We start from the raw sequence: 16,524 nt of genomic DNA, 5'->3' as shown, positions 1-16,524 counted from the left end.
AAACGATAAATCAAGACTTATGTATTTTTCTTTCCTCGTATGAAACCACCCTGCTTTCAAAGCACTCTGGGAGGGCTAGCAATTCTTATGTCTAAGGTATTTGAACTCTAAAAGTGGATGCACCGCACCGGATTTCGATAGGGATTCGACTGGAAAAAGCGGACGTCTCAGTAAATGACAACTATTCTCAATAAATTAGCTGTAGCTGGTCTGTTAACGAAATAATAGGCATCTTGGCGTAGTAGACTGTCCATAATAGAGCGCGTACACCGGACACTACCACCAATAATCAATGAGGTTGCCACCCCCAACTCGTCTACCTAACAAGCATTACAGGTCTAGAGAATACCTGACACCGAGCGAAGTGCGATCTATACTCGATGCCGCACTTGAGCGCAAAGCTCGTTATTCTCACCGTGATTATACACTGATGCTGCTCATGTTTCGCCACGGTCTGAGGGTAGGGGAAGCTGTAGGGGCTAAGTGCGGTTTAAGATGGGATGCACTGATGTGGGCCGAACGTCAGATTTTCATCACCAGGGAAAAAGGTAGTGACTCAGGGGTTCATCCCTTGAGAGATGATGAGTTAACTTTGCTTAAAGAACTCAGAGAGATGCTGCCAGATAGCAAATATATTTTCGTTTCTGAGCGCGGTGAGGTGATGTCTACTGATGCGGTGCGAAAGCTGCTTGGGCGATTGGCGGCACAGGCAGGGCTTGATATCAAAGTTCACTGTCACATGATGCGCCATGCTTGTGGTTACTATCTGGTGAATCAGGGTTACAACACTAGGGAAATCCAAGACTTCCTCGGACACCGCGATATTAAGCACACGGAGAAATATACCAAGCTGAATGCTCGACGCTTCCTGAATTTTGATTGGGGTGATTTATGAAATGTCGTCGGCACGGAGCGCCCGCATGAAGTGCGATCGGAGTTTCGCGTTATGTTTCAACTTACTGGCAATAGCAATGTATCCTCAATCTTTTGCCGCACTTCACGGCTTATATAACAATCACTCTTGAGACAATCAACTAGTAGCTTGTTTGCATCGTAGTACTGCTTCAATAGTTGCTTCTGAGTATCGCTAAACTGCCAGTCATGCCCAATATTACGATGCTTAATCATCACGGTTCTGAGTTGTTCAGCCCAAGCTTGACCATTTTGCCTCCACCAATGCTTGAATACTTCCCTATCTTCCATTGGATCGGGCAGTTGGTCTTTGAGTTGTTGTAGCGATCGCTTTAATTCGATGTCATGGTCGAGGTCGAGGGTTCGGGAGAGGGAGAGGGAGAGAGAGAGGGAGAGGGAGAGGAAGAGGGAGAGGGAGAGGTCGAGGTCAAGAGAGAGGTCAAGAGAGAGGGGGCGGTCGAGGTCGAGATCGAGGTCGAGGGAGAGGTCAAGGGAGAGGGAGAGGTCGAGGTCGAGGTCGAGGTCGAGTGAGCGGGCGTGGTCGAGGTCGAGGTCGAGGTCGAGGTCGAGGTCGAGGTCGAGGTCGAGTGAGCGGGCGTGGTCGAGGTCGAGGTCGAGGAAGAGGTAGAATGCTCGAACAGTAGCAGGTTTATAGCGGGTTTCTACAGAACAGAATTTTTCATTAATCCGAGGAATAAAAATGGGAATTTTATTTGCTTGAAACTCTCCATTAATACATTGGATAGCTAAATACTTCAAAAAAGTTGTTTTTCCCGCGCCTGGTTTACCTAAAATCATCAGCTTGGAGTGACGTTTTACCACCTCTAATCCGGGAACGCGCTTTTCTTTAACTTTACCCAGTCCAATACGCTCAAATTCACCTAACTCTGTACTATTAAAGTTTTGCAGCAGTTCATCAATATCTACCCGTGTACGCCCAGTAATTTTCTCTAAAATATTGATATTAGTGTAAATGTCACCTAACCCAATGGGCTGTGTCATATCCAGCACGCGCATCGTGCCGCAGCGTTCTTGGAGGTTGGGTTTTATATTTTCACGTACCTCTTGCACTAGAACATCAATACTGATGTTCTGCATATCCTTGGCTGGTTCAAGTGGAATGTCATCTGATAGTTCAGTTAAATTAGCAATCTCTCGCCAAGGTAAACCCAATTCATTGCATATCCTCTCGAAAGAATCATATTGAATCGGCTGGCATTGGAAAAACTTTGTAACTGTACTGCGACCTAAAAGTTTAACCTTTACGAAGTTAGCCTTTGATCCAAGTCCTAGCTGAAGAAGAGCATTTTCAGCCTTTGCTACACCATTAGGAGTGGCTTTGATGAGTATCCTCTTTTTGTTCATGCTTTCGCTAGAGATTTTAGGCTCGATTATCTATGCAATCAAAGGTTAAGCATAGGACAATCAAAATAAAATCACAACAAAACCATTGTACAATCAGGGTTTCAGTATTTTTGGGTGATGATGGAAGAGTGAACATCACGTACTGCATATGTACTATGAGCAACATACCTCTGACCGAAAAAAACCAGACCACTCAAACAACCCCAGTTCAAATGCAACCTGCCACCAAAATGCATAACCCCAATTCAGAAATAGAATTTAGCATTACTCAAGAACGCTTGCGCCAAGCCCGTTGCAGTTTTAATCTCGCACTAATTGCAACTGCATTATCTGCCTGTATTAGCGTTGTAGGAGGTGGACTTATGCTATCAGGTAAAGTTTCAGAAGGAACCGTTACCGCCGCTGGTGGAATGGCTGCAAGTGTGCGATGTATTCAGCTTGCCAAAGACGCTAACGACAGGCTCGACAAGATTTTACCCGAACTAAAGGATGAAGATTAAGTGTAGCAATCACTCTTTTCAGTCCTGTGGGAATTGCACAGGACTGAAAAGAGCGATATCCTTGACTTCCCTATGTTATATTTACGCCTCGGTTTCTAAGAGAACTGAAAACCTGTTAACAATTTATCTCTCACAGAACCGAGGTGCGATCGCGCTTTATGTCGGGATTTAATAGTTAGACGACATCTCTTGAGAGGGGGCAGGGAACATCAGCCATCATTTACCTCCAAAAGCCGCCTTAACTCCTGCTTTAAAACCTCCGGATCTGGCAAATAAAGTTGATATCTTGACACAAAAAGCTGATTAGAAATACCACCCGTTGCATACTCAACCAAAATCTCATCCTTATCTCGCGCCAACACAATCCCTATCGGCTCGTTGTCATCCTTCATATTCTCCTCAGCGCGAAAATAATTTAGATACATATTCATCTGTCCAATATCCTGATGACTCACCGCTTGCGTCTTCAGATCGATTAAGACAAAACACTTGAGAATGCGATGATAAAACACCAAATCCACAAAAAAATGCGTGTTGTTTAACGTAATTCGGTATTGCTGCCCAATAAATGCAAACCCCTTGCCCAACTCAAGTAGAAACTTCTCCAACTCAGCAATTAAACGATTTTCTAACTCACTCTCACGATAATTGCGGTCTGGTAAATCCAAAAACTCGAACACATAAGGATCTTTGACCACATCCCGCGCCGACTCGATCCGTTGCCCATCCTTAGCCAGTGCCAAAATCTCTGCCCGATCCTTACTCAACGCCACCCGCTCAAACAAAGCCGAATCCTTCTGGCGTTTCAACTCCCGCACACTCCAACGATCTTGGATGCACTGCTGCTCATAAAATGACCGCGCCAAATCATCGGAAATAGCTAAAAGCTCCGTATAGTGCGACCAACTCAATTTGCCAGACAGTGTTTGGCAATTCTCATAGTTCAAATAAAACAGACGCATATACTGCAAATTAGAACGGCTAAACCCCTTACCATACGCCGCTTTCAAATCTCGTGAAAGCACCTGTAACAACTTACTGCCATATTCTGCCCGTTCCTTGCCCGCTTGCTCAAACTCGACAATATAACGCCCAATCTGCCAGTAAGTTTCCACTAAAACTGAATTAACCTGCTCAAAAGCCCGTTGTCGCCCCAACGCCAAACACTCACCAATGCGATCTAACAACTGCTGATATGAACCATCATTAACCGTTAAATCACTCATAACTCAAACCCCAACGAGAGCCAACTGCATCTGAAATCTCCAAACAGTTGTAATAATGTAATAATGTAATTAAATACAAATGTAATAAATTACTTTATTACATTAGCTTTTTAGCTCCTCCTCAACTAGAGCAATCATATATTCCTTAATGGTCATACCTTTTTTGGTAGCACGGATTTTAATCTCCTGGTGCTGTGCCTCTGTAACTTCAAAAGTAACTCGCTTGCTTTTGCCGTTGTTAACTTCTTCTGTCCCTGTAGTACTAGGCGTTTCAGCACCATTACGACTTTCCACCCACGCTGCTGCTTCATCTTTTACAGGCGTTTTCTGAACACCTGGCCTCAAGCTTAGTTTTTGTGATTTTTTAACTTCTGCCATGATTCGTTTCCTCTCTTGCTTCTAATATTTCCTCAACAACAGCTCGTACTTCATCACTGGCAGCACTTTTCGGGGCAGCCTCCAAAACAGTACTCCCAATGTTCAAACACTCAGCAAATGCTACCCTTTGACTTATCTGTGCTTTTAACACTGGAAAGGGGTATTCTCCTAAAACTTCAGTTACCTCTCGCCCAAGAGCAGTGTTCACTATCTTTCTGTTGATTAGAAATGCTGCTGTTAGGTCTGGCTTATATATAGTGGCCTCTTGTACTAGTTCTACTACCTCATGCACCGCCCACACATCCAAAGGAGATGGTTGTACAGGAACCAGCACAAAATCCACTGCCATGATTGCTGATCTGGTTAAGTCAGAAACTCTTGGCGCACCATCAATGAAAACAAAATCATACCCCTGCGCTAGTTTGGGCAATTCTTTATGCAAGATAGGGCGATCCAAACCAATAACGCTAAATGGAGCCTCACCATTACGTGCTGCTGCCCAGTCACGGGTTGAGCCTTGAGGGTCAGTATCAACAAGTAATACTCGATACCCTCTCATAGAAAAAGCATGAGCCAAATGGATAGATACTGTGGTTTTACCACTGCCCCCCTTCTGGTTCAAAACTGCAATTTTCATAAATGTGTTTTTGTAAAAATGTAATTCATTAGGTTATGACAAATTCCAGAAATTAACAATACCAAGCTTAATCCCTAAATTACAAATTTACAAATGCACAAAAGAGTATTAATACAAATGTAATTAATTACAAAAATACATTTGTAGCTATCAATTGACCACTTTTACACGGTCTTTGCGTCTCAGTAATCTAAAGCTAAATTAATTACAAGCTTATCTAATGTCTGTTGTGATCTCAAGACAGGCTTGTTTGTTATTAGTAGAGTACATTCTCTCAAGAAACCCAAATTACACGGTTGTCGGCTCAATGCCAAAAAAGCGATCGCGTTAGATCAATATATATAGGCACTAATTACACGTAATGGCTCAAATGTGTAATGCTGCATGAATCTATAAGCCTAAATAATAAGCTAACTAGAGATTTTCTCAATTAATAGTCAATTCACTTACATTGATGCTCATGTACTAGCAGCAGATGCCATTGTATAACTGCATTCTGCCACTTTTCTATGCAAAATATAACTTTATCAAATACATGGATCTTCGGCTGGTAAGATACCAATATTTACCACAATCAGTTTTATATACTCCGGCACGTGATGCCATTTTTACAAAAATACAACAAACTTCCAGATAGTACCAACAAAAAATATGGTAAGAGCAAGAAGACGAGCAAGCGGTTTTTTAAAAGATTTCCAAGACTTTGCGCTTAAAGGCAATGTAGTTGATTTAGCGATCGCTCGTTGAAGAAACCCCAGCATTACTCCAAAACTCAGTGTCATTGGCTCCATCTTGATGCCTTTGAAGAAATACTCCTTTATCCTCAAGCTAGACTGTACCCGTTGTCAAAATTTGAATTTGGAATTGCTGATAATTATTTGATTGGCTTGTTATACTTAGGACGACTTCTTTTTATAATTCTTTTCGCTTTCTGTTGAGCTTCCTGGATACTACTCATCCGCTCAATTTGAACTTTGCACCCAGGTACATAATTTTTTCCACTTTGTAGATGCTTTTGAATAGTCGTGTAAACTTTTCCCTTCTTTGCTACCCCTGTATAATTGTTTTTCCCTCCTTCAGTTAAAATTTTATAGACTACAGGTTTATCGTTAAATAACTGACTAATTCCCTCAAGAGTGAGATTTACAGTTTTTGTTTTAGGTCTTGAATCTTTAGAACTATCTAATGCACCACCTTGCTGGACAATAGTCATTTGATGAGGTTTCGGTTTGTTGACATCAGATACTTTCACAGCACCTTTTGCTCGGCTAGCTTTCGGAATAGATTTAGGAACGTCTAAAGCATCTGAATGAGCAATTTTAAGCTTCTCTATGAGAATCTGAGCAAATTGTTGTGGTGTTAATTCTAGTAGATTGATATAACCTACTGTTGAACGAACACCTGGAATTTCTGTACTATCAAATCGGGCAGGAAGAATATACTCTTCATTTTTCTGAAATGCACGAGCCTGAGCGCTCTCCCGCTCATGATTAGTCCAATTCTTCCTTCGATAATTTTCCGAAATGAATATAACGCAAAAACGTGCTTTGTTACGGTAAACTTCATCCAAGTGGATGTACAAGTCCTTACCCCAAAGATTAACCTGCTCAAATACATCATAGAAAACTTTAATATTAAAACTTTTGAGGGTCTTTGCAACTGCTTCAACGTACTCTCGGTCTTCACCAGCAAAAGAGAACGCAAAGTCGTATTCATATAATTTCATCATAATTAGCTAAGTCTTAACTCTACAATTTAATTATTTATATACCTGCTTATAATCATCTTTATATAAGAATTTTAGATATATGTTTTTGTTAAAATCATATAAGTTTGATTCTTAAATTTATAAATAAAGTTACAGAAAAAATTGTGTTAAAGTTCACAAGTTATTTAAAGTAAACTCATGACTAAAGAAGACACAATTAAACAGATTGTAAGTAAATATGGTACAACACACATTGTTCTAAGTTTTGGAGCGGCTGATGGGGGTGCGATGTTCGCGCAGTGGTTGCAGCGCGAGATCATGCAGAGGAAAGGTTACACGCAGCCCAACAACGTCTACCTAGATACTTTCGCGCTGGATCATGTTCCGAGTACTAGGCATGAAATGAAGCTAATACCCCTAGCTGTCTAATCGGTATGTAAAGCAGGTAAGCTGAAAAAGGAATCTACCAGCAGCAAAAGAAGCGTGATAGTAAAGAAGCCACGTCATCGCCCACAACGAAGTTTTCCTGATGCCCAACGTATAATTGTGGAATGTGAGTTAGATAAGTATATCCATTGTGACAATAATTTAGTTAACCGCAGAGCCTGGCACATGCGTAAAACCGTTCAAACCATGAGTGGAGCAGTGTTTGTAGCAGGTAAAAGCAAAGAATGTAAGAATCGGCTCTGTACGCACTTTAATAAACACTACTACGCAAGTGGCGTATTAAAGTATAGCTTGCCTAGTAGTACTTATGGTTTAGATGTGCTGGCATTCATAGGTTGGCAACATGAACATGAACATCAACAGTTAATTGAGATCCAAGAAAAGTTAAACCAGCGTGGGATCGAAATTAATGAGCGGAACGTAGGCAAGCTATACCGTCAATTTCTGGCACTGTTGGGTGGAACGATTGCACATACGCACTCGAAATTAGCTGCCACAGCCGATGAACATGGCGGTTTGATTTGGGCAATTGATGCCTTACAGCCAGAGGGGCATGGGACTTTGGTGTATGTGTTGTATGAGGTATTAAGTGGCACACCAGTCAGTGCAATTCAATTGAAACAAGCACACGACTTTGGGTGAACTATGAAATACAGGAAAGTTATGAACGGGGTCACAGAATGATAGGTATTTACATACACAACATTCGTAGCATTAACGGGCACACTGATTTTTATGGGGGAAATCCGTTTGACAATTTTTCTACTATACTCAATGGTCAAAACGTACTTCTTTCCCAAATTTATCCTACTTACAACTGGGTACGCGATGACGGGTACAATAACTTTAGTAAGTGGATTGAAAGTGCAGCAATAGCAATTGGAAGATAAGTGAGTAACTCTGGTCAGCAGTCACAACCAAGTAAGGTAACGCCGGATTCCAACGCCGTGCAAAGTTACCTGAACATTTTGCAGGGAATTATCATGCGTATGGCAACTAACAGTGCCAACTGCAAAACTTGGTGCGTCTCTTTAGTCTCAGCGATTCTGGTGGTGATTGCAGACAAGAACAAGCCAAATTACGCTTTGATAGCTCTGATACCAATAGTACTTTTCTTTCTGCTGGATTGTTACTACTTAGGTCAAGAGAGAAACTTTCGTGAGATATACAACAATTTTGTAAAAGAGCTACATTCTGGCGAAGTTGCAACAGATAAACTCTTCGTCTTGAAGCCGCCGAAAGGAATGAATGTGGTCAATTTGTTATTTTCTTCTAGTCTCTCGTTTTCCGTATATCCGTTTTATCTGACATTGGTACTTACTGTAATTATTGCAAGATTTATCATCCTCTAGCAGTTGCAATGTTTCCCTTCATAACACCTGCTGTTTACCATTCCTTGCACTGGAAAAGTTACGATAAGATTTATTAATGCGTTAGTTCAGGAATTTTGGCGGAATCTCCATTTCTCGCTTTGTAGCTTGTTAGTGTAAGTTGACCATATACCTCATTATGGTATTGAGCCGAGATATGTGTAAAAATATGCAAGATGGTCTGAAAACACTTGTCCTGCATAGCTTTCAAAGTTTTTAATAGTTCCGCATTCCTTTGGTATACACATTACACGTATTTACTTATCTTTACACAGTTTGGTTTTTTCACCTCGTTCTACTTGCTAAAATAGGTGTAAGTAGGAGTAAAGTATCCAAACTGAAATTATGTATAATTGTTATTCCCTTAGATAATTAATTTTCTAGCAAAATATGATGGAATCTCGTAAATGTGACGTATTTATCAGTTATGCTCGTGAGAATTTAGTAGAAGCTGAAAAGCTTTGCAAAGATTTTGAAAGTGAGGGAATTAGTGTTTGGTTCGACGACCGATCTCTTAATTTAGGAGAAAGGTGGAAAATGACAATTCCAGAAGCAATAAATAACGTTATGTTTTTTATTGCTCTAATTTCATCACAGTCAACAACTAAAATTAATGGATATGTACAAAAAGAAATAGACATAGCACTTGATGTGAAAAATAAAAAACCATCAACTGATTTCTTCATTTTCCCAGTACGTCTTGATGACAGTAAAATTCCAGATAAAATTTCATCCATGCACGGCATTGACATTTTTCCTATTTTTAATTATCACCAAAAGTTAAAAAGCATAGTAAAAAATATACGTAAATATAAAGATGATAAAAATTTAGAGATTATAGGATTTGATTTAGGACATGGAGAAAGTGCTATTGCAATCACAAATTTATCTTCCTCTTATGAACCTCGAGTAGCAGAGATTTATGGAAAGAGAAGTATTATTACAGCAGTTACTTTCTCTAACACTGGTGATATTGTCATAGGTGAAGATGCTTATATTCAGAACAATGGTATTGATAATTTATATATTCATTTTAAAACCCCCGATTTTAAGAAAAGTAAGACAGAATCACTCAAATTTTTTGTTGGAGAATGTTTAAATATTTTAAAAAAAGAAGGTAAAGCTAAACTAGATACAAACACACATTTCTTTGTAGGACATCCATCAGGGTGGAATGAAGAAAGTTTAATTAAAGAATATGAGGAAATTTTACAAGATGCAGGAATGACTAACGTCAAGGTTAGACCTGAGTCAAGAGCTGCTTTTCTAGAAGCAAAAGAAACTGGAAAGTTGCAAAAATCACTTACCAAATCACCTGATAATTTACTAAATAATTTACTAATTATTGATATAGGTTCATCAACTACTGACTTTACTATTATAAAAAACTCTGTAGAATTTCCTCTGGAGCTTGGATATAACAATCTAGGAGGTAGCCTAATAGACGAATTAATTTTTAATAAAACATTAGAACGTCTGTCACCTGAAGAGAGAGAAGAATTCAATAGGTTGTTCCAATCTAATATTCCTTTAAAATTACAGTGTTTATTGACATGTCGTACAGCTAAAGAAGAGTATTTTTCAAGAGAAAGTGATAATAATACCTCAATTGAAAAAGAAAAGAAAATAAATAAACCCAATGGAGGAAAGTTATACTTTGAAGTTAGTTTTAATAAAAAGGATATGGAAGAGATATTAAACAACCCCTTAATTTCCCCCATTGATCAATTAAAGGGCAGAACCTGGAAACAAGCTTTTACCGATGCACTACAAGAATGCAAGAAGGAAATTCAATCACCAGAAATAATATTCATGACTGGTGGTGGGTCTCATATGTCGTTTACTCGTGAGATTTGCGAAGAAGAATTTCCTCAATCGGAAGTCATACGTGGCTTAGAACCAGAATTATCTGTAGCTAAAGGACTTGCAATATTAGGACGTATTGATTTCAAAATCGATCTTTTTAGAAAAGAAGTAAAAGAATTTATTGATGAACCAGAAAAGCTGGATTCTATTATAAAAAAAGCTATACAAAAATTTTCAAAGAATTCAGCAAAGTCACTAACTGAGAAAACTTTGAACATTCTGAAAAGCTGTATTGAGAAGTGGAGAGATGGAGAAATTCAAACAATTGCCGCTATAGAAGAAAAAATTCAAATAGAAATCAAGAATGATTTAGACAAAGAAAATAATTTTTCCGAAATAGAAACTCAAAAATTGATAGAACATTTAGGAGAAGAAATTCAAAAATCTACTGATGAGTTATGTGACAGGCATAACATACCAAACAGAATATTTGATATATCTATAAATCCAGATAATAATGATGTTAATTTTTATTTAGAAATGAATAGTTTGCTAATAGAAAAGATATCTAAAAAAGTTTATGCCACTTTACCTGTATTAATATCTACATTATTCTTCTTTATTTCCATTGTTATTATTATTATAGCTATTGATAGTGTTACTATAGTGCCTATATTAGTAGAGGCTTTAGCAATAGCAGGAATTGTAGTAAAACGAGATCAGGCATTGAGTTATATCAAAGATAAATACGACAACATAAAAGGTATTTTTGAAAATTTATTAAGAACAACCCCTCTACCTATAAAATTACGAATTTTTTTCTTGGATAACGATCAGATAACTAATTTAATAAGCGAGAAGCGTAACGATGTGGAAAAAGACATTAATGAACAATTAAGTTCAGAACTTTTACAAAAAAATATTTATTCGGAAATTAAAAATTACGTCAACAAAAGACTTAATGAACAAGCTGATTTTGCTTCCTTCTTAATTAAACAAGCAGAAACAAGGTAAACTTTGTTTGACATTCTATAATACAAAAATGCTATTGAGCCGAGATATGTGTAAAAACCTGCAAGATGGTCGGGAAACTCTACTATATATTGGTTTCCGCCATTTTTAAATAAAATTACTAAGAGAGCGCAAATGAGGAAGAGTGATCTCAATAACGTCGCCTTCGTCTTTATATATCGCCATAATCAAATTCCCTTTTTGTTGACATACCACTACTGTAAAACAGCAGATGATTTGACTTTTACGTATGTAGGCATCACTGTGCCAAAACGGGAAAATTGTACTCTAAGGAACTGATGCTAACCTCAACGCTATAAAAATTATTTGTTTTGAGCAAATGGCATACCTGCATTTATCACTTTTGACTCGAATTAGTCTTGGGAGATGGTGCAGAGTATTGGTAGTACTCTGCACCAATCAATTGAGGGTAAACAGCCGCTCACGGGTGCTGTAGAAAACCGAGGGGCTAAGATGCTTGCTGGACAAGGCTTTTAGCCTTAGCGTACAATTTTCCCGTTTTGGCACGGTGATGCCTAGTAGTCGGGCGGAGTGTTCCGAATGGGCGTAATTATTCCAAGTGCGAATAGACTTACCATCTAGATTATTAACTCTAGATGCAACGATGTGGGTGTGGTCGTGTTCTTTATCAGAGTGCCGCGCTATAAAGAAGTCATAAGCTGGTAGTTCAGTTTCTATAAAGTCATCAACTAGCTGGTTCAGTTTGGTGTCAGCTATCCTTTTATCAGGCTGTTTAACTTGAGCTTCATCACCTTGAAGCCGTGACAACACAATGATATTCGCAAAGTGACGTTGAGATAGATTAGCTAATTCGTCATCATTGAGAGTTCTATCAGTCTGAGGTACACTAAGCATTAAGTGGTAGCAGGGGTCTTTAAGTTGAGGGTTAAGGTGGGCTGATAGGGTAAACTGCTCGACCAGTTCATTGGTACTTTTACCATACATATTCCCGCCAATAATCTTAGCTTTCTCTTTCTCAAGCACATATTTAGTTGTCCCGCGAAATGATTTATTAGCTTTAACTTTGGTAATCATTTAGCTAACCCTCTACCGATGCTTGAGTGAGTGATTGGCGAGTCTGTTCTAAAAGTGCTGTCAGTTCTTCAAGAGTTTTCAGATATAATTTCACCTCGTTAGTCAACGGTTGGCTACCAATTTTCACAGCTTCGTTAATAGCCCTAGTCTGTTGATTCAGGTTGTTACCAATCTTCTTTAACTCATAGATAGCCTGTCGGTTCGCTTCGGGAATGACTAATTTAGGATGTGGTAAAGGGTAGTCAAATAATCTCGCTCTTATATAGTCGCTTTGCACCACTCCAGTACACCGTTGCTCTAGCCTCGCTTTTTCAGCATAGCTAGCCCTAAACGTGATGGTTACTTCTCGCTTTTCATCTGGTGCTACTGACCGATTGTTTAATGTGTCAGCTAGTTGATTACTAAGATTGGTGCGGGGGTCTGCTTGCATAACTAGTTAGGAGTTCATTTATCTGCTTCTTCATTTTTTACCGGGTTATTCGCTGTAGCTGCTATGGCGCGGAGCGCCGAGCAGGTAGGCGAATAACCCGGAACTCTCTTGACTTATTTACCCCTTGAAAAGAACGGCTTTTCGGGGGTTTGGGGGACACCCCCAACAAGCAAACACGACGCTTTCCCATAGGGAAAGGAGCGCGGTAGCGCGTTACGGCGTATTGCTTGCCTATGCCCCACGACAGACTAGGGTCAACCAGATCCAGGGGGCACAACGGGAGACTGGGGGAGTACGAGACTGTGGCGAACCACGATTGACTCTCTGCAATATCCTCGATGTAATCGAGGGCAGGGTCTATTGGGCAATGCTGCCCATACTAGTGATAGTAAGGATGTTGATTCGTGCGTAACGGCTTTTTTAAACTAGTCTACCTCACGAAGATACAAACCCTTTTTTGTTGATGTTCGTCACATTGCGACAAGAAACTTAAACTTTTTCTGACCACAACTTTTTTACAATGAAGTGATTTATTATTACTGGTGGCTATGTCTCGCAAACCGAAAGCTGTTCCTTTGTCGAAAGTAGAAGATATTCAAACCAGTCTCAAGCAGAAGGCAGCTACTCCTAAAACTATCAACCTGTCTGATTTAGTTAAAAGTTTGGCTAAACCTATTCAAGAGATGTTAGAGGCTGGCTACTCTTATGACGATGTTTCTGATGTGTTTCAAGGTCACGGGGTAGAACTGGCGGCTAGTGGTCTGAAGATTTTTCACAAGAAAGCTTTGACAACGAGTGCTAATACATCTGGTGAGAATTCGCTTGGTTCATCATCAGATTTAAATTCGTCATCATCTGAACAATCGACCTCACAAGAGATTTCTAATGCTGATGGGTCGTCTAGTTCATTGCCCTCTACAAGTGAAAAATCTTCTCTTTCAACAAATAAAACCAGTAAGCGCAAGAAAGCGGTAGCTAAGGAGGAATCGGAGAAATCGTCACCAACTAGCCAATCAAACAGCTATGCTTTTGTGCCAAAAATTTACAGTGATGATGAAATATAAATGATTAATCGTAAAAATATTTGAGAGAGAATATCGGTAGCTAATGCCAATTAATTTCCTGATATAAACAGTATTGGTTAAGGATAGTCCAGCTATCCCTAACCAATACTGCTATTATTTTCGCTCAAGATAAATGACACTAATTAAGGAGAATATAAAGAGGATATTGATTTTTAGCCATCACCATTGTCCTGAAGAAAGCTGTCAGATTTGGTCTGAATGTCTATTGCTATATCTGAGTTAAATTCTCCCTGCCGAGATTTGGCAAGAACAGACATAACTAGCCTTTGATGTTCAGGAATAGCTGAAAGTGCTTCTATAATCAGTGAGCGAAGAATCTCCGAGCGATTTTTACCAACAGCCTGTGCATAAAGATTGAGGTCGCTTATATATCTTGATTCTAAGCGAATTGTGAGATTTGACAAATTAGATTTATCGGATTTGGGGCGTGCCATAAAGAGAATTTACCTGGAATGAATATCGGTCTATTAGTCAAATTATTCGTGTGTCGCCAAGGGGATTTAATCTGAAAAAGCGGTAAAGCCTGACTTCTCACTACCCTTCAATTGCTGGGATTCTATAAGTTGTGCAAGCGCACCCCTTAAATACCGAACACTAGGTTTCTCTTCACCCCACTTTCGGCTATTTCTAATCGCGGCAAAGCTGACTGGTGTTGTCACGGCTGAAGTAACGATGTTTAAAATCTGCTCCTTATCAGCAAGAGAAATACTCAGTTCTTCTTCTATCTCTACAAATTCAATCTCTTGGGTAGGCTTTGAGAAAATGGATTCTAGCTGATTAACTGCGTCTGATGGTGCAATTTTCTCCCCTCTGGGCATAACTGCTGGCTGGTGATGCTGCACCAGTTCCGGGAAAAATTTGAGTAATGTTCTAGCTGGATCTGGTTGACCATTGCCTGGGTGTAACTCTATCTTTAACCAGTCTGGAATCATGCCCAAATTGCCACCGCTAACAGGTTCAGCAAAGTTATTAGGGTTGGCTTTGAAATATTCGCCACTGGCAACATTAATTTTTCGCAATCCGCCAGCGCTGACAGACTGAGCTACACAACCAATAAAGTTAACTGATTGCTTAAAGGTGTCTGCTAGTCCTGCTGTCGCCTTGCCAACCACAGAAGTTAAGTTAGATCCGTGCAAGACAATGATTAATGTACCGCCACACTTGGCGAAGCGAGAAAGTAAATATTGGATAGCCCAAGTGCGATCGCTCTCATCAAGTAAGGACAGCAACCGCATTGCTTCATCAATGACTAACAGTAAGTTTTTGTGTGAGTAAGGTTCACTTGCATCTAAGCCTTTAAGAAATTTAAGCAAGTCACGGGCGACTAGTTTATCTGCCCCGTCCGCATCTTTTTCCGGGTACTTAAGGGCAGAAATAAGATTGCAACTAAAGGGGTAAACGTCCACCCCGGCTGTAAAGTATTGGGTATTTAATCCCGAATCTAAAGCTAGAGATAATGTTGCTAAGATTGCTGCTAAGGTTCCCTTGCCACCTCGTTGAGTACCAGCGATCGCAATTACCTGAGAACTCATCATATCTTCTACTTGAAAACCACTTTTCGTTAAAGCCGCGATGAGTGCGTTTGCTCTATTCGCCAGAGGGAGATGAGTTATAGTCTCTGGTGCAAGCCCACTAGCTGATGGCTGCAACTCCTCCGGTCTAGAAAGATGATCTGCTTGGTGAGTGTCCCGAATATCAACAATTGGTAATTGAAATTGCTTGATATCTACGGTAGGTGGTAACTGGGTTTGAGCTTGTGCGATAGCACTTATCTCCGACAGATTCACCCGGCTGTCAATGGTCACATCCTGTAAATGGAGAGCCATACTTTGATAAGTGGGTAGCTGACGACCCTTAAGCTTGCCAAACCAGCCAAACATCCAGCGATAAGCATAAAAGCGTTTTCCTGGTTCAACTTGGGTTAAATACTGCCCAATATTTTCAAATTCAGCTAGAAGAAAGGCGTACTCTTCAGCCTCGTGTCGCTCTAGAAATTTAACAGTGTTGGCAAGATGATCCGCTTGATAATTGCTTCTAGAATCATAGTCCCCAGTACGAGCTAGAGCATCTATAAAGTTGCCACGTACAAAAGGTATTGGCGCAATTTCTTTAGTGCGGTTAGAGTGTTCGACAACAAACCATAGCCACGCAGCACCGCCAATTAAACCACCAACTACAGCCAGTGGGTTGACAGCATAACAAACCGCTCCTATCCCCCCAGCCAACAAACCAAGTACACGGGTCATGTCTGCTTCGTTCTCAGAAACTCGGGCCATTTCAAATAATTGGTCTTTGCGCTCTTGCAACCATTGGGCGATATTCCCGGCTTCTAAATGCGAGAGACTAGGATACTGCGATCGCAAATTTTCAGTTTCTTTAGTTGTGATTTTTGGGATATTATTGCAATGCATAAAACAAATGCCTCGTTGAGTTAAGAAGCCGCTCGACGAAGAGAGTTGTTGAGCGGCACTCACTTTAATCTTTGGTCAACCGCCAAATAGCGAACCCAATTTCACCTGCCATCATTGTGCCGATATCAAATAAGATGCAACCCAAAATCATGAATGGGGCTGTGTAGTCGAATGGGTTACGA

General features: G+C 40.0%; 18 protein-coding genes. 8 read left to right on the top strand and 10 right to left on the bottom strand.

The annotated features are described in order from the left end of the window. Window positions 1-292 precede the first annotated feature (292 nt). Entirely contained in the window at window positions 293-895 is a 603-nt protein-coding gene (locus tag HWQ44_RS00510; RefSeq protein ID WP_292713533.1) for a tyrosine-type recombinase/integrase, read from the top strand. Window positions 896-951: 56 nt separating this feature from the next. Here the strand turns inward: HWQ44_RS00510 and HWQ44_RS00505 are convergent, their stop codons facing one another. Continuing rightward, a complete protein-coding gene (locus tag HWQ44_RS00505) occupies window positions 952-2,277 on the bottom strand; it encodes a hypothetical protein (protein ID WP_292713531.1) in 1,326 nt (441 codons plus the stop codon). A gap of 155 nt (window positions 2,278-2,432) precedes the next feature. Between HWQ44_RS00505 and HWQ44_RS00500 the strand changes: the two genes are divergently transcribed. Then, complete coding sequence (locus HWQ44_RS00500; RefSeq protein ID WP_292713529.1) at window positions 2,433-2,777, top strand: hypothetical protein; 345 nt, start codon at window positions 2,433-2,435, stop codon at window positions 2,775-2,777. Between the two features lie 209 nt (window positions 2,778-2,986). On the opposite strand, the gene HWQ44_RS00495 is transcribed toward HWQ44_RS00500, so the two are convergent. The 5 genes from HWQ44_RS00495 to HWQ44_RS00475 all read right to left on the bottom strand — a co-directional run bounded on the left by HWQ44_RS00495 (window position 2,987) and on the right by HWQ44_RS00475 (window position 6,747). Then, window positions 2,987-4,003, bottom strand: coding sequence for a PDDEXK nuclease domain-containing protein (locus tag HWQ44_RS00495; RefSeq protein ID WP_069072667.1), 1,017 nt, complete (start codon window positions 4,001-4,003; stop codon window positions 2,987-2,989). A gap of 102 nt (window positions 4,004-4,105) precedes the next feature. After that, window positions 4,106-4,381 carry a hypothetical protein gene (locus tag HWQ44_RS00490; protein ID WP_292713526.1) on the bottom strand — a complete coding sequence of 92 codons (276 nt, stop codon included), beginning with the start codon at window positions 4,379-4,381 and terminating at the stop codon, window positions 4,106-4,108. After that, window positions 4,368-5,018 carry a ParA family partition ATPase gene (gene parA / locus HWQ44_RS00485; RefSeq protein WP_292713524.1) on the bottom strand — a complete coding sequence of 217 codons (651 nt, stop codon included), beginning with the start codon at window positions 5,016-5,018 and terminating at the stop codon, window positions 4,368-4,370. Before parA ends, HWQ44_RS00490 begins: the two co-directional genes overlap by 14 nt. 608 nt (window positions 5,019-5,626) lie before the next feature. Then, complete coding sequence (locus tag HWQ44_RS00480) at window positions 5,627-5,800, bottom strand: hypothetical protein (RefSeq protein ID WP_292713522.1); 174 nt, start codon at window positions 5,798-5,800, stop codon at window positions 5,627-5,629. Between the two features lie 92 nt (window positions 5,801-5,892). Next, the gene (locus HWQ44_RS00475) at window positions 5,893-6,747 is read right to left on the bottom strand and encodes a TIR domain-containing protein (RefSeq protein ID WP_292713520.1); all 855 of its coding nucleotides are present in this window, start codon (window positions 6,745-6,747) and stop codon (window positions 5,893-5,895) included. A gap of 177 nt (window positions 6,748-6,924) precedes the next feature. On the opposite strand from HWQ44_RS00475, the gene HWQ44_RS00470 reads away from it, so the two are divergent. The 5 genes from HWQ44_RS00470 (at window position 6,925) to HWQ44_RS00455 (ending at window position 11,363) form a co-directional block, all read left to right on the top strand. After that, on the top strand, window positions 6,925-7,155 hold the full coding sequence (locus tag HWQ44_RS00470) for a hypothetical protein (protein ID WP_292713518.1): 231 nt from the start codon (window positions 6,925-6,927) through the stop codon (window positions 7,153-7,155). Between the two features lie 54 nt (window positions 7,156-7,209). Then, window positions 7,210-7,815 (top strand): hypothetical protein, encoded by a 606-nt coding sequence (locus tag HWQ44_RS00465; RefSeq protein WP_292713516.1) that lies wholly within the window; start codon window positions 7,210-7,212, stop codon window positions 7,813-7,815. After that, window positions 7,812-8,063, top strand: coding sequence for a hypothetical protein (locus HWQ44_RS33475; protein ID WP_366931331.1), 252 nt, complete (start codon window positions 7,812-7,814; stop codon window positions 8,061-8,063). Before HWQ44_RS00465 ends, HWQ44_RS33475 begins: the two co-directional genes overlap by 4 nt. Next, entirely contained in the window at window positions 8,064-8,525 is a 462-nt protein-coding gene (locus HWQ44_RS00460; RefSeq protein WP_292713515.1) for a hypothetical protein, read from the top strand. Between the two features lie 408 nt (window positions 8,526-8,933). Further along, the gene (locus HWQ44_RS00455; protein ID WP_292713514.1) at window positions 8,934-11,363 is read left to right on the top strand and encodes a TIR domain-containing protein; all 2,430 of its coding nucleotides are present in this window, start codon (window positions 8,934-8,936) and stop codon (window positions 11,361-11,363) included. Between the two features lie 417 nt (window positions 11,364-11,780). Here the strand turns inward: HWQ44_RS00455 and HWQ44_RS00450 are convergent, their stop codons facing one another. Then, window positions 11,781-12,416: a relaxase/mobilization nuclease domain-containing protein gene (locus HWQ44_RS00450; protein WP_292713512.1), complete on the bottom strand. Its 636-nt coding sequence runs from the start codon at window positions 12,414-12,416 to the stop codon at window positions 11,781-11,783. Between the two features lie 4 nt (window positions 12,417-12,420). Beyond that, the gene (locus tag HWQ44_RS00445) at window positions 12,421-12,846 is read right to left on the bottom strand and encodes a plasmid mobilization relaxosome protein MobC (RefSeq protein WP_292713511.1); all 426 of its coding nucleotides are present in this window, start codon (window positions 12,844-12,846) and stop codon (window positions 12,421-12,423) included. Between the two features lie 548 nt (window positions 12,847-13,394). Here HWQ44_RS00445 and HWQ44_RS00440 point away from each other — a divergent pair. Continuing rightward, entirely contained in the window at window positions 13,395-13,910 is a 516-nt protein-coding gene (locus tag HWQ44_RS00440) for a hypothetical protein (RefSeq protein WP_292713509.1), read from the top strand. A 173-nt stretch (window positions 13,911-14,083) separates the two neighbouring features. Here HWQ44_RS00440 and HWQ44_RS00435 read toward each other — a convergent pair whose 3' ends face one another. Both HWQ44_RS00435 and HWQ44_RS00430 read right to left on the bottom strand, forming a co-directional pair. Continuing rightward, window positions 14,084-14,365 (bottom strand): hypothetical protein, encoded by a 282-nt coding sequence (locus HWQ44_RS00435; RefSeq protein ID WP_292713507.1) that lies wholly within the window; start codon window positions 14,363-14,365, stop codon window positions 14,084-14,086. Window positions 14,366-14,431: 66 nt separating this feature from the next. After that, window positions 14,432-16,342: a hypothetical protein gene (locus tag HWQ44_RS00430; protein ID WP_292713505.1), complete on the bottom strand. Its 1,911-nt coding sequence runs from the start codon at window positions 16,340-16,342 to the stop codon at window positions 14,432-14,434. Between the last annotated feature and the right edge of the window lie 182 nt (window positions 16,343-16,524).

The organism is Nostoc sp. JL34, from assembly GCF_017114945.1.
In the GTDB taxonomy this organism is placed as follows: Bacteria; Cyanobacteriota; Cyanobacteriia; order Cyanobacteriales; family Nostocaceae; genus Nostoc.
Note: the sequence above shows the minus strand (reverse complement) of the source record. Positions and strands in the feature narration are given on the sequence as shown.